Source organism: Actinoalloteichus caeruleus (assembly GCF_049311605.1).
Classification (GTDB): domain Bacteria; phylum Actinomycetota; class Actinomycetes; order Mycobacteriales; family Pseudonocardiaceae; genus Actinoalloteichus_B; species Actinoalloteichus_B caeruleus.
Genome location: NZ_CP186005.1, coordinates 5,174,456 through 5,186,303 on the forward strand (window position 1 = coordinate 5,174,456; position 11,848 = coordinate 5,186,303).

The 11,848-nt window shown below is 71.2% G+C and carries 12 protein-coding genes; 7 read left to right on the forward strand and 5 right to left on the reverse strand.

Going from position 1 to position 11,848, the window contains the following annotated elements:
• Positions 1–15 precede the first annotated feature (15 nt).
• Together ACOJVX_RS21145 and ACOJVX_RS21150 are read right to left on the reverse strand one after the other, a co-directional pair.
• Positions 16–1,287, reverse strand: a complete 1,272-nt coding sequence (locus ACOJVX_RS21145) for an ABC transporter substrate-binding protein (RefSeq protein ID WP_418156084.1) — start codon at positions 1,285–1,287, stop codon at positions 16–18.
• A 275-nt stretch (positions 1,288–1,562) separates the two neighbouring features.
• Positions 1,563–2,768, reverse strand: coding sequence for an IS110 family transposase (locus ACOJVX_RS21150; protein WP_035274619.1), 1,206 nt, complete (start codon positions 2,766–2,768; stop codon positions 1,563–1,565).
• Positions 2,769–3,000: 232 nt separating this feature from the next.
• Here ACOJVX_RS21150 and ACOJVX_RS21155 point away from each other — a divergent pair, with 232 nt between their 5' ends.
• The 7 genes from ACOJVX_RS21155 (at position 3,001) to ACOJVX_RS21185 (ending at position 7,446) form a co-directional block, all read left to right on the forward strand.
• On the forward strand, positions 3,001–3,654 hold the full coding sequence (locus tag ACOJVX_RS21155; RefSeq protein ID WP_418155712.1) for a hypothetical protein: 654 nt from the start codon (positions 3,001–3,003) through the stop codon (positions 3,652–3,654).
• A gap of 2 nt (positions 3,655–3,656) precedes the next feature.
• Positions 3,657–4,196, forward strand: a complete 540-nt coding sequence (locus tag ACOJVX_RS21160; protein ID WP_030107623.1) for a hypothetical protein — start codon at positions 3,657–3,659, stop codon at positions 4,194–4,196.
• 249 nt (positions 4,197–4,445) lie between these two features.
• Positions 4,446–5,297, forward strand: coding sequence for a hypothetical protein (locus ACOJVX_RS21165; RefSeq protein WP_103056147.1), 852 nt, complete (start codon positions 4,446–4,448; stop codon positions 5,295–5,297).
• Positions 5,298–5,448: 151 nt separating this feature from the next.
• Positions 5,449–5,886 (forward strand): hypothetical protein, encoded by a 438-nt coding sequence (locus tag ACOJVX_RS21170; protein WP_422647049.1) that lies wholly within the window; start codon positions 5,449–5,451, stop codon positions 5,884–5,886.
• A complete protein-coding gene (locus ACOJVX_RS21175) occupies positions 5,883–6,476 on the forward strand; it encodes a DUF3558 family protein (protein ID WP_418155715.1) in 594 nt (197 codons plus the stop codon). The genes ACOJVX_RS21170 and ACOJVX_RS21175 overlap by 4 nt, the downstream gene beginning before the upstream one ends.
• Before the next feature lie 215 nt (positions 6,477–6,691).
• Positions 6,692–6,856: a hypothetical protein gene (locus ACOJVX_RS21180; RefSeq protein ID WP_418155716.1), complete on the forward strand. Its 165-nt coding sequence runs from the start codon at positions 6,692–6,694 to the stop codon at positions 6,854–6,856.
• Positions 6,853–7,446, forward strand: a complete 594-nt coding sequence (locus ACOJVX_RS21185; RefSeq protein ID WP_418155717.1) for a DUF3558 family protein — start codon at positions 6,853–6,855, stop codon at positions 7,444–7,446. The genes ACOJVX_RS21180 and ACOJVX_RS21185 overlap by 4 nt, the downstream gene beginning before the upstream one ends.
• 225 nt (positions 7,447–7,671) lie before the next feature.
• Here the strand turns inward: ACOJVX_RS21185 and ACOJVX_RS21190 are convergent, their stop codons facing one another.
• The 3 genes from ACOJVX_RS21190 to ACOJVX_RS21200 all read right to left on the reverse strand — a co-directional run bounded on the left by ACOJVX_RS21190 (position 7,672) and on the right by ACOJVX_RS21200 (position 11,824).
• A complete protein-coding gene (locus ACOJVX_RS21190; protein ID WP_103057067.1) occupies positions 7,672–9,174 on the reverse strand; it encodes a rhamnulokinase in 1,503 nt (500 codons plus the stop codon).
• Positions 9,175–9,363: 189 nt separating this feature from the next.
• On the reverse strand, positions 9,364–9,639 hold the full coding sequence (locus ACOJVX_RS21195) for a LuxR C-terminal-related transcriptional regulator (protein WP_308208866.1): 276 nt from the start codon (positions 9,637–9,639) through the stop codon (positions 9,364–9,366).
• Positions 9,640–9,703: 64 nt separating this feature from the next.
• Complete coding sequence (locus tag ACOJVX_RS21200) at positions 9,704–11,824, reverse strand: bifunctional rhamnulose-1-phosphate aldolase/short-chain dehydrogenase (protein ID WP_051314005.1); 2,121 nt, start codon at positions 11,822–11,824, stop codon at positions 9,704–9,706.
• Positions 11,825–11,848: the final 24 nt, after the last annotated feature.

An 11,848-nucleotide genomic window follows, 5' to 3' on the forward strand; every position in this document is an offset into this window, starting at 1 on the left:
CAGGGGTGGGACCGCTCAGCGCAGCGCCCGCCCCGCCTCCCGCACGAACCGCGCCGCCCCCTCCGACACCGACCGCTGACCGAAGTTGATCTCGTCGTAGATCCGGGTGAAGGTCCGCTTGTTGGTGCTGGCGCCCGTCGGTGGGGGCGGCGGGGCCTCGTTCAGCTCCTCCGCGACCGACTCCTGGAACTCGTACACCGCGCTGTCGGCGCCCTCCAACGAGCCGGACACCGCCGCCCGCACCTCGCCGTTGACCGGCATCGACCTGCTCACGCCCAGTGCGCGCCCCGCGTCGACGTCATTGACGAGGAAGCCGACGAACGCGGCGGCCTCCTCCGGGTGCTCGGTGCGGCTCGACACGCTCAGCAGCGAGGAGGCCCCGGCGTGCGCACCGCCGTTCCCGGTGTCCGTCGGCAGAGGCGCCAACGCCATGTCGTCCGACACCGTGAAGTAGCTGCCGGCCGTCGAGTCGTAGTTGTACTCAGACCCCGCCTGGCCCCGGGCCAGCGGCGAGGTGTCCAGCGCGCCGTTCACCGAGGTCGTCGTCTCCGGCGGGGTGGACACCCCCTCCCGCACCCAGTCCTGCGCGACCGTCCAGAAGTCGACCAGGTCGGCCTCGTCGAACCCCAGACCGGCGTCCTCGGTGTAGAGGGACTTGCCCTGCTGTCGCAACCAGAAGTCGAACCAGTCCGAGTTCCAGCCGAAGTCGGTCGTCCCCGCCTCCCCGGTCTCCTCGGCCACCCGCTCCGCCGCGCTCCGGTAGTCCTCCCAGGTCCAGCCGATCTCCGGCGCCGGCACCCCGGCGGCGTCCCACAGCTCCCGGTCGTAGACGAGGGCGGGAACGTTCTGGCCCAGGGGCAGCGCGTACAGGGCACCGTCGAGGGTCGCTCCCTCCAACAGGGTGTCCGGCAGGTGCTCGGTGCTGATGGCCTCACCGACGTGCTCGGTCAGATCCATCAGGACCCCGCGCTCCGCGTACTCACGAAGGAAGAAGGTGTCCATCTGGATCAGGTCGGGCGCGGCCCCACCCGCCACCTGGGTGGACAGCTTCTCCACGTACGACTCGTAGCTGGCGAACGACGTCGTCACCGTGATACCCGGGTTGCGTTCCTCGAACAGGTCAACCGCGCGCTGCGTCGCCTCGGCGCGGTCCTCGTTGCCCCACCAGGTGAAGTGCAGCGACACGGCGCCGCTCCCGCCGCCGCTGTCCCCGCAGGCGACGAGAGCCGCCCCGAGGACGGCCACCCCGAGGACACCCGCCACCCGGGTTCTCCCGGTCGTCGACATGTGGGACTCCTTCCGGTCACGCCGGACGGTAGGGCGACCGGCACCCGCGGGGACAGTGGCCACGACGCGGGTTGGCCGGAGTGGGCCGCCGTGTCGGGGAGTCGACTGGGCCGTCGGGAGTACCCGCCCAGCCGGCCGCGGGCGCGGAGCAACCCCACCTCGCGGTTCCACCGTCCACCCAGCACTCCCCTTCCGCGCCGGGTTCCTCGACCCGGGCCGAGGAAAGGATTCCCAATGAAGTTGTCAAGCGGTGAAGGTGTCGGGCCGTGAGCTCGTCAGGCCGCTGCGGCTTCGGGTTGCGGCGTGCCGGTCTGGAAGGCGCGGTTGTCGCGGATGAGTGCCCACAACACGTTCAGGCGTCGGCGGGCCAGCGCGAGGACGGCCTGTTTGTGCGCCTTGCCTTCGCGCCTTTTCCTGTCGTAGAAGGCTTTCGACGTCGGGCAACAGCGGGCGGCGACCTGCGCGGACAGGTAGAACATGCGCAGCAGGCGCCGGTTGTAGCGGCGTGGCCGGCGCAGGTTGCCCCGGACTCGTCCGGAGTCCTTGGGCACCGGCGCCAGGCCCGCGACACCGGCCAGCCGGTCGGCGCTGCCGAACGCGGCCATGTCGCCGCCGGTCAGCGCGATGAACTCGGCTCCGAGCAGGGGCCCGACGCCGGGCATGCTCAGGACCGCGACGGCGTGACGGTGTCGGCGAAACCGGCCCTCGATGAGCGCGTCGGTCTCCGCGATCTCGTCATCGAGGGCCATCACCCCCTTGGCGAGCCGGGCCACCATGGCCGCGGCCGTCATCTCTCCGGGGACGGTGGTGAACTGGGCTTCGGCGGCGGCGACTGCGGCGGCGGCGACCGTCGCGCTGTTGCGGACCTTCCGGGCGCGCAGCCAGTCGGCGAGCTGTTCCCGGCCGCGCTCACGCAGTGCGGCGGGGGTCTGGTGGCCGGTGAGCAGGACCAGGGCGGCCTTGGAGGTGCTGTAGTCGAAGGCCCGTTCCAACGCGGGGAAGTACTCCAGCAGTTGGGCGCGCAGCCGGTTGATCGCCCGGGTGCGGTCGGCGGCCAGGTCGTAGCGGCGGGCGGTGAGGATCCGCAACTCCACCGCGATCTCGTCGCCGGCGGTCACCGGGTGCAGGTCACGGCGCATCCGGGCCTGGTCGGCGATGACGAAGGCGTCCTTGGAGTCGCTCTTGCCGTCCCCACGATAGGTGCCGGCGGCGCGGTGGACGGTGCGACCGGGGATGTAGAGCAGCTTCTGTCCGTGGTTGACCAGCAATGCGATCAGCAGCGCGGCCCCGCCGGAGTTCAGGTCGATCGCCCACAGCACGTCCGGGGCCAAAGCCCGTACGTCACCGATCAGCTCCAACAGGTCGGCCTCGTTGTTGGCGACCCGGCGGGAAAGCACCTTCGTGCCGTCGGTATCAATCACCGTGCAGTGGTGCGCGGCCTTGCCCGCGTCCACGCCGGCCCAGAGTTCGGGCACGGCCACCTCCGTCGTCGTTCGTGCGGAACACCCGGCAGACGACCTCGCCGGCACGTCCTTATGCAGCGATCGGTTCGCTCATCCCAATCAGCGGTCGAGTCGTCGCGGGACCTCGGGCGGCCAATCCTTTCAAGCCACACCAACGGCGACCACATGACAGCCACACCCGAAGTCCCCGGGCCCTCCCGATCTTACGACTGACCAGAACAGACCCGACTTAGAAGATAAGGACACGGACATGACGACACGGGCGTTCAGAACCGGGGTGACCGCGACCTGCGTGCTGCTGGCACTCGCGGGATGCGCGGGAACCGGGACACCCGCGACCAGTGGACCGCCATACCCCTCGGCGTCCTCGACCCACCCGGAACCGCGCCTCGGGTCCGGTGGGCCGAGCGCCGAGGACGGGCCAGCCGAAGCGGGCGCGCACCACCACCCCGCCCAGGACCAGGTGGGCGAGCTGGAAGCCGCCCTCGTCGCCCAGGAACCCGACCGTTTCGGCGGAGCGTGGATCGGCGGGTACGAGCCGGAGTTCCGCGTCGTGGTCGCGCTGACCGAGGTCGACCCGCGCCCCACCGCGCTGGACGACTTCCCCGACCTCGTCGACCACGTCACCCTCACCCGGGTCGAGTTCGCGGCGCTGGAACTCGAGGCAGCCAGGGCCCGGGCCGAGGAGGCGTTGATTGAGGCGGGCGTGCTCGGCGGGATCGGCGTGCACCCCATGGACAACCGGGTGTTGGTCGAGGTCGCGGGGACCGACGTGGACGAGGCCGAACAGGCGGTGTCCGGCATCGCCGGCGTCACCGTCACCAGCGTTCCCGAACTGCCCGAGCGGTACCCCGGCCTCGGTGTCCACGAGACGGCACCGGACGAGCCGACCGGAGGCCGCTGACCGTGGCCTCCCGACGATCGGACGTTCGACGCGGACCGGCGGTGCTCGCCTCGGCGGTGGCCGCCCTGCTGGGCGCGGGCTGCGGACCCGCGACCGCTCCCCCGGCCGGCGACTGGCCGCATTTCGACTCCCTGGCGCGACTCCGCTCAGCCGCCGATGTCGTCGTTGAGGGTCGGCTGCTCGCCACGTCCCAGCGGCGGATCGACGTCGCCCTCGCCTCGGGCACCGAGCGGGCCGGCGGAGAACCGGCGGCCGTCATCTCGTACACCGTCCACGAACTCGAGGTCGAACGGGTCGTGCTGGGAGAACGCGCCGTCGGGGAGACGGTTCGCATCGGCCAACCCTCGGACGCCGACTCCACACGGATGGTCGTCGGGGACACCTACCTCCTGTTCGCCGAACTTTCCAGGGACGACCTGCCGTTGTCCCTCATCAGTCCCGTTCAGGGGGTGTACCGCAGTGTTGGGGACGGCGCCTTCGAACCGGTCCACGACGCGAACCCGCTCAGCTTCGGCGAGGAGGACCTGGCCGCCGCCGGATAGCCGCGAGCGACCCGTGCCCGCCGAAGCCCTCGTCCTCGCCGGTACCCGACGACCGCCAGCTCCCGTCCGCCCGGGACCGCCCGTCCGGCGAGCGGCCCGAGACGGCCCCACCCCGCCGGAGGTGGCCCCAGGAGCGCGGCTGCGCGCTCCCCCGCTCATCACCGAGCGCAAGCCCTCCTGCCCGAACGAGGGACCGCTGGTGCGCCACGGCGAAATGTCCGCTACGGCGCGCTGGCAGGATGAACCGATGTGAGCGAGGGCGGACATCACGGAGAAAACCGGCAGCGGCGAACCTGGACCGCACTGGGGCGCCGTCTCCACTGGACGCTGCTCGGCCTCAGCCTGGTCGGTTTCCTCGTCTGGATGCTGGTCGTGCAGGCGGCGATGCCGGTGTGGCTCGACCAGGGCGCCGCCTGCGCCGCGAGGTTCGACATCGACACGACGAGGGTCGTCGTCAGGACCACCCTGCTCCCCCCTCGGGCGACCTGCACCTTCCACGAGGTTCCCGGCGAGATCGCGCCCGTGGTCACCGAGTACATCTCCCCGAGCCTGGCCCTGGTCCTCACCGTGATGCTCCCCCTGCCCGCCGCCAGCGGCGTGGCCGGGCTGCTCCTGCTCGCGCGACGCATTCTCACCCCGGGGCGGACGGCACGCGGCCCTGACCGGGACGTCCCAGCCCCGGACCCGCCGCAGACCTCGGAAGGCGGCACGTCCCGGCGCACGTCGCACCTGCTCGGCGCCGCACTGCTCGGCGTCGTGGCCGGCACCTTCGGCGCCTCGGTCACGATGCTGTCCGTCGTCTTCGGGAGCTGGCCGGCCAGCATCGCCTCCTACGGGGCCATCGTGCTCGCCGTGGTCGTCGCGGCGACCGCGATGGACGCCGCGTTCGGGCCACGTGAGGGTGGTCGACGAGGATCCCGGCGACGAGGTCTCGCCCTGGGCGGGCTGGGCTGCGCGGTCGTGCTGGCACTCTGCCTACGGCAGAAGCTGGACGGCGACGGCATGGGCGAGGACGGTCACGGGTGGATCCCCCTCGTGTCCACCGTCGTGTTCCTCCTCGTGGCGGCGGTCCAATGGCGCCTCGCGCGCCGAGGACGCTGAAACACGTCCTACTTCTCGCTTCTCGCCTCGTCCTGACGCGTTCCTGCTCCGTTCGGAGTCGGTGCACCGATTCATACCTGCGGTGTGTTTCCCCGTTGGTAGCGTTGACCAGTGCCGCGGAGTCCGGCTGACGCCGCTCCGCGAAGAGAACGTGGGAGGCAGCGTGCACATCGAAAGCGACGGCGGCGGCACCGGTTCCGCGGTTCCCTCGACGGCGAAGATGACGGGCAGCATCGCGGCGTTCAGCGCGGCCGCCGCGGCGGGAAAGGTCTCGATCAACCCCGAGAGCGCCGAGAGCATGGCCACCAAAATCGACGCCATCGCCGTTCGTGCCACGGAGCGGCTGCGGAAGTTTCGCCTCCTCGAGGAACGCGTTCGACTGGGCTCGAGTCCGGTGGCGTTGACGATGGCTGAGCAGGACCTGGTGACGGCGGTCGGCACGCCGACCTCGGCCAAGGAAAACCTCGTGCTCTACATCCAGGCGCTCAAAGACCTCGCCGCCGCCATCCGCACCTCCGCCCGCAACAACCAACAACAGGACACCGACAACGCCACCCTGCTCAACAACACCGGAGACCACCTCACATGACCCGTCGGACACCCCCACACCGCCACACCCCGGCACTCGCGGGAATCACCCTGCTCACCGTCCTGACGGGATGCACCACCGAAACCACCGGACAAGCCCACACCCCCACCACCGCAAACACCACCAATTCCACCACCGCGGAGGGAACCACCGCCCCGGGCAACTCGACCTTCACCGAGGAACTGGCCAACGTCCTCCCCTGCCAAGTACTCGACGACAACCAGGTCACCGACCTCGGATTCGACCCCACCACCGCCGAATTCGATGACGTTGGTGTGGCGTACATGTGCCTCTACCGACCCGCGCCGTTGGAAAGCCCGCTCCTGTCCATCAACATTGACAAGGATTGGGCGCTGGACGAACTCAACCTCACCAACTTCAACTCCACGGAACACCAGGTCGGACCACTTCGCGCACTCCTCATCACCGACGACCGCGACCCGAGCATGTGCCAGATCTCCATGGAGCTGAGCGAGTCCGCTCATGCGACCGTTGCCGTGGACTTCGCAGAGTCGCAGGAGGCCGCCTGCGAGGCCGCCGAGCGGGTGGCCGCCGTCGTGGAGCCCGAACTCCCGCGAGAGCAGAGCTGAGCACACCTCCGCTGAAAGGGCGACCCAAAGCCGGCCCAGCACAGAGCACACGGCGAGCCAACTCACGGACGCTGAACCACCTCATGCCGCCCCACCGCGCTGCTCGGCCATCCCCACCCCCACCACGCGAGGCTGGGCAGCGGTCGCCAGCCAGGAGGGAAACGCTCCTCCCGACCACTGACAGTGGCGACAGCGACCACCCAGGCACGACCCCGGTGACGGCGGTCGGCGCGCCGACCTCGGCCAAGGAAAACCTCGTGCTCTACATCCAGGCGCTGGAGGACCTCGCCGCCGCCATCCGCACCTCCGCCCGCAACACCCAACAACAGGACACCAACAACGCCACCCTGCTCAACAACACCGGAGACCACCTCACATGACCCGTCGGACACCCCCACACCGCCACACCACGGCACTCGCGGGAATCACCCTGCTCACCGTCCTGACGGGCTGCACCACCGAAACCACCGGACAAGCCCATACCCCCACCACCCCAAACACCACCAACTCCACCACACCCGATACGACCACCAACCCCGACAACACCACCTTCGCCGAGGACATCGCCAACGTCCTGCCCTGCGAAGTACTCGACGACAACCAGATCACCGACCTCGGATTCGACCCCACCACCGCCGAGTTCGAGGATGTCGGCATCATCTACTGGTGCCGTTATCGAGCGGCGCCCATGGAAACACCAACAATGACCATCGGCCTCGACGCTGATTGGGCATTGGACGAGCTGAACCTCACCAACTACAACTCCACAGAACACCAGATCGGACCACTTCGCGCACTCCTCATCACCGACGACCGCGACCCGACCATGTGCCAGATCTCCATGGAACTCGCAGAAACAGCCCACGCCACTGTCACGGTCAGCTGGGCCGAATCGCAGGAGGCCGCCTGCGAGGCCGCCGAGCGGGTGGCCGCCGTCGTGGAACCCGAGCTTCCCCGCGAGCGGAGCTGAGGGCGGGGCCTCCGAGGTCGGGGCTGAAGCCACATCCCGGCGGTTCTGGCCCCCCTGGGCAGACGATCCCCTCCCGGCCCCTCGCCCTCGCCCAGAGGTTTGCCGATGTCCTGCCACAGACACGTCGTCCCCGTTGGAAGCGCACCTCGGGCTGGACGACGGTCACGGCCCCCGCGGTGGCGGGGTGGGTGCCGAGGGCGAGCCGAGCGGGGAGGCCGGTCCCGGTCAGCTCGCCGAGCTCGTGGCGCGCACCCGGCGGGCCGCCTCGGCCCAGGCTGAGGTGGTGGCGGCGGAGCGGTCCGGCTCGTACCGCCGGAGCGGCTGGGTGCTGGTGATCAGGGCGCGCATCTCCGGCAGGCCGGCCAGTTCGCTCCGCCCGGCGGCCCTGGCCTGGACGAGGAGGTTTCCCAGCGCGGTGGCTTCCACCGGCCCGGCCACGACGGGGATCCCGCAGGCGTCCGCGGTGAGTTGGCAGAGCAGTTCGTTGCGGCAGCCGCCTCCGACGAGGTGCAGCACGTCGACCTGCCGGTCGGCGAGTTCGCAGGCGGTCCGGAGCGTGCGCGCGTAGGCCAGGGCCAGGCTCTCCAGCACGCACCGTGTGAGCGCGGCGGGGGTCTCGGGCACGGGTTGCCCGGCGCGCCGGCAGGCGTCGGCGATGCGGGCGGGCATGTCCCCGGGAGCGAGGAACACCGGGTCGTCCGGGTCCAGCACGGAACGGAAGGGCTGTTCTCGGCTCGCGTCGGCGAGCAGGCGTTCGATGTCGTGGTCCTGCCCGGCGATTCGCCAGGCCCGCATGGATTCCTGGAGCAGCCAGAGCCCCATCACGTTGCGCAGGTACCGGACGGTGCCGTCCACGCCGAGTTCGTTGGTGAAGTTCGCCCGCCGGCTGTCGTCGGTGAGGACGGGGTGGTCGAGTTCGAGTCCGACGAGGGACCAGGTGCCGCAGGAGACGTACCCGAACCGTTCGGTGGTGGCGGGCACGGCGACCACGGCCGATGCCGTGTCGTGGGAGCCGACGGTGACGACGGGGAGCCCGGCTGGCAGGCCGTGGTGGGACGCCACCTCGTCGTGGACGGCACCGAGGGGGAGGCCCGGTTCCCGCACCGGCGGCAGGAGGCCGGGTGGGATCCTCGCCGCGTCCGCCAGTTCGGGCGACCAGCGGCGGGCGCGGACGTCGAACAGCTGGGTGGTGGAGGCGTTGGTGACCTCGGCGACGCGTTCGCCGGTCAGCCAGTAGCCCAGCAGGTCAGGGATGAGCAGGAGCGTCCTGGCGTGGTCGAGCTGGGCGCGGCCGGTCCTCGACCGCAGTTGGACGAGGGTGTTGATCGGCATGAACTGGATGCCGGTGATGTCGTAGATCCGTTCGGCCGGGACGTCGTCGAGCAGTTCGGGCAGGATGTCCTCGGTCCTGGCGTCCCGGTAGTGGAAGGGGGTGCCCAGCAGGGCCCCCTCTGCGTCCAGCAGGCCGTAGTCCACCGCCCAGGAGTCGATGCCGACGCTGGACAACGGCGTCCCGCCGAGCTGGGCGGCGGCGGCGAGGCCGCCCAGCGTCCGCTGGTAGAGGCCGAGGACGTCCCAGTGCAGTCGGGACACCCCGGAGCCGTCCACGGTGCGGACGGGGTCGTTGGGGAACCGGGCCGCCTCGGTGACGGAGAGCTCACCGCCGCCGATCCTGCCCAGCAGCACCCGGCCGCTGGAGGCGCCCAGGTCCACGGCGGCGCAGTGCACGGCTCCGCCCGCTGTCGGGTCGCTGGTGGCCCTGGTGGCCGTCACCGCGTCCTCCTCTCCTCGCAGGGCGGCGGGGCACCTGGTCCGGTGCCCCGCCGCGCTCGTCGTGTCGGTTGCCGCCCCCCGTGGGGGCGGTGGTCGCGGTGGCTGCCGCCGGCCGCGTCCGGTCGTCGCCCGTGGTGGGTGGGCTCAGATGAGCCCGCGCCGGGCGGCCCAGGCCACGGCCTGGATGGGTGTCTGCACGCCGAGTCGGTCGCACACGCCCCTGATCCTGCGGCGCAGGGTCCGGTTGGACGTGCACATCCGCCTGGCGATGCCGTCCAGGAGGTAGCCCTCCGCGAGCAGCGCGAGGATCTGGCGCTCCTCCCGGGTCAGCCGCACCTCCCCGACGCAGTCGGTCCTGATCTGTTCGGCACGAACCCGTTCCGCACTCAGTGCCGTCGCGCGCATAGCCACCGCAACCACTGGGACCTCCTCCTGTGTCCTCGACCGACCCCGGAAACGCTTCCGACGGGCGCCGTTCGGCGCCCTACCGCAGGAACGCCGCGGCGACTCCCGCGTCCACCGGCACGTGCAGCCCGGTGGTCCTGGTCAGCTCGCCGGCGACCAGGACGTGGACGGCGGCGGCGACGTGCTCGGGGAGCACCTCGCGCTTGAGCAGGGTCCGCTGGGCGTAGAACTCACCCAGCTCGGACTCGGGCACCCCGTAGACGGCGGCGCGCTGCGCGCCCCACCCGCCGGAGAAGATGCCGGAACCACGGACCACGCCGTCCGGATTGATGCCGTTGACCCGAATGCCGTGCGCGCCCAGCTCGGCGGCGAGCAGTCGGACCTGGTGCGCCTGGTCCGCCTTGGCCGCGCCGTAGGCGACGTTGTTGGGTCCGGCGAACACACCGTTCTTGCTGGCGACGTAGACGATGTCCCCGCCGATGCCCTGCTTCGCCATGGCCGCCGCGGCCGCACGGGCGACGAGGAAGGAGCCCCGGGCCATCACCCGGTGCTGCACGTCCCAGTCGGCGTCCGTCGTCTCCAGCAGGGGCTTGGAGATGGACAGTCCCGCGTTGTTGACGACCAGGTCGACCCCGCCGAAGGCGAGGCTCGCGGCGTCGACCGCCGCCGCCACCGCGTCGGTGTCGGTGACGTCCACCGTGACGGGAACGGCGACGTCGGCGGTGCGGAGGGCCTTGGCCCCGAGTTCGTCGGCGACCTCGGCGGCGGCGGCGCCGTCCCGGTCGGCGACGACGACGCACGCGCCCTCGGCGGCGAGCCGACGGGCGGTGGCCCGCCCGATTCCGCTGCCGCCACCCGTGACGAGGGCGATCCGCCCGGCCAGGGGCCGGGGCTTGGGCCGCCGCCGCAGCTTGGCCTCCTCCAGCTCCCAGTACTCGATGCGGAACTTCTCGTTCTCGTCGATGGGCTGGTACCGGGACAGCGCCTCCGCGCCGCGCATGACGTTGATCGCGTTGACGTAGAACTCGCCGGCGACGCGGGCGGTCTGCTTGTCGGCGCCGAAGGAGAACATCCCGACTCCTGGCACGAGCACGATGGCCGGGTCGGCGCCGCGCATCGGTGGGGAGTCGGGGGTGGCGTGCCGCTCGTAGTAGGCGCGGTAGTCGTCGCGGTAGGCGGCGTGGAGTTCCCGTAGTCGGGCGATCGTCTCGTCGAGGGGAGCCGTCGGGGGCAGGTCCAGGACGAGCGGCCGCACCTTGGTGCGGAGGAAGTGGTCCGGGCAGGAGGTGCCGAGCGCGGCGAGCTCGGGCATCCGCTCGCGGGAGACGAAGTCGAGGACGACGTCGGTGTCGGTGAAGTGGCCGAGCGGGCCGCGGCCCGGGGCGGGTTCGCCGGTCTCCCGCTGCGAGGTGGCGGCCAGTCCCCGGAGCACGGGGGCGAGCGCGGCCGCTCGCGCGCGTCGTTCCTCGGTGGGCAGGGGCTCCCAGCCGGGCACCACCGCGCCGAGCGGGTCCCGCCGGCCGTGGTTGTCGATGAACTCCTGGGCGGTGCTGATGATCTCCAGGGAGTTGGCGCGGCACTCCTCGGAGGTGTCGCCCCAGGCGGTGATGCCGTGGCCACCGAGGATGACGCCGATGGCCTGGGGGTTCTCGCGGCGGATCTGGGCGATGTCCAGGCCGAGTTGGAACCCGGGTCGCCGCCACGGCACCCAGGCGACGCGGTCGCCGAAGCAGCGGGCGGTCAGTTCGCGGGAGTCGGCCGCGGTGGCCAGCGCGATGCCCGCGTCGGGGTGCAGGTGGTCGACGTGGGCGGCGTCGACGAGGCCGTGCATGGCGGTGTCGATGGACGGCGCGGCGCCACCCTTGCCGTGCAGGCAGTAGTCGAACGCGGCGACCATCTCGTCCTCGCGGTCCACGCCGGGGTAGACGTCGACGAGGGAGCGGAGGCGGTCGACCCGGAGCACGGCCAGGCCCTCCTCGGTCAGGGTGCCCAGGTCACCACCGGAGCCCTTGACCCACATCAGCTCGACGGGTTCGCGCGTCACCGGGTCCGTACCGGACGCCTTCACGGAGGCGTTGCCACCGGCGTAGTTCGTGTTGCGCGGGTCGGAGCCGAGGTCGTGGCAGCGGGCGATGAGCGCGCTGACCTCCGGGTGCGTTCCCCGTCCGGTGTCCGGGGCGCCTGACGCTGAACTCGACACTGCGTTCCACTCTTCCCTGTTCGT